Source organism: Bartonella sp. CB10SXKL, from assembly GCF_042195515.1.
Taxonomy (GTDB): Bacteria; Pseudomonadota; Alphaproteobacteria; order Rhizobiales; family Rhizobiaceae; genus Bartonella.
The window spans coordinates 1-677 of record NZ_JBHION010000115.1 but is presented as its reverse complement, the minus strand read 5'-3'; the positions used below and the strand labels follow the sequence as shown (position 1 = coordinate 677).

The window sequence follows — 677 nt, the reverse complement described above, 5'->3', positions numbered from 1 at the left end:
TGCGGATCATTCTTGTTATCAGCCAACTGAACCGCATTATGGGCTGCATCATCTGGTGTTGTAAAAATACCATTGAGAAAAACATGAACCTTGCCATCAGAACCTTTTTGTAAATTCTGTTGTTCTTCAGGCGTTAAATAATGTGCGTGAGGAAGCAATCCTGCCATTTCAAGCCAAGGCAAAGATGGCGGTTTGTTGATCATCACAAACAGCAAAACTTAAGGTTGGCATTCATCCGCATTTTTATACCTTTTACAAAACGGGCTGTTTAAGCGCTTTTCGACATTTCGTTGCGGGATGACAGCACCAAGCTGACAAATGGGAAGGTCTTTATAATTATAGCACCAATACGGACCACCGTATCTATCACGAAATCCTGCTTGGACCATACAAGCATCAATGGATGCCATTTGATTTAAACTGAGGTTTCTATTTTCTGAATCAGGATCGATAAGACTCGGCATTCCACATTCTAATAAGGCTTTTCCTATCTCAGTAAAATCTGCTCCCGCCTTCAACCACCCATGTACTTCCCCTGGAGGAGGTTTGTCAATATTTGATATGTCACATCCAGAGACACTTAACAGAACTATTCCACTTAATAATTTAAACAGTGTATTCATTTTTTTCTCCATAAATAACCTAAACCTAAATTATCTAAAATTGCATAAGGTGCA

1 protein-coding gene and 1 pseudogene are annotated in these 677 nt (G+C 39.3%); both read right to left on the bottom strand.

Annotated elements, in window-relative coordinates:
* Positions 1 to 203: pseudogene (locus ACFIK3_RS09735) on the bottom strand (filamentous hemagglutinin); the annotation flags it as partial.
* A gap of 15 nt (positions 204 to 218) precedes the next feature.
* Positions 219 to 623, bottom strand: coding sequence for a hypothetical protein (locus tag ACFIK3_RS09730; protein WP_015856193.1), 405 nt, complete (start codon positions 621 to 623; stop codon positions 219 to 221).
* Positions 624 to 677 lie beyond the last annotated feature (54 nt).

Bases quoted from the DNA above. Each gene is read 5' to 3' on its own strand.
- ACFIK3_RS09730 (WP_015856193.1), bottom strand. From the start codon at position 623: ATGAATACACTGTTTAAATTATTAAGTGGAATAGTTCTGTTAAGTGTC.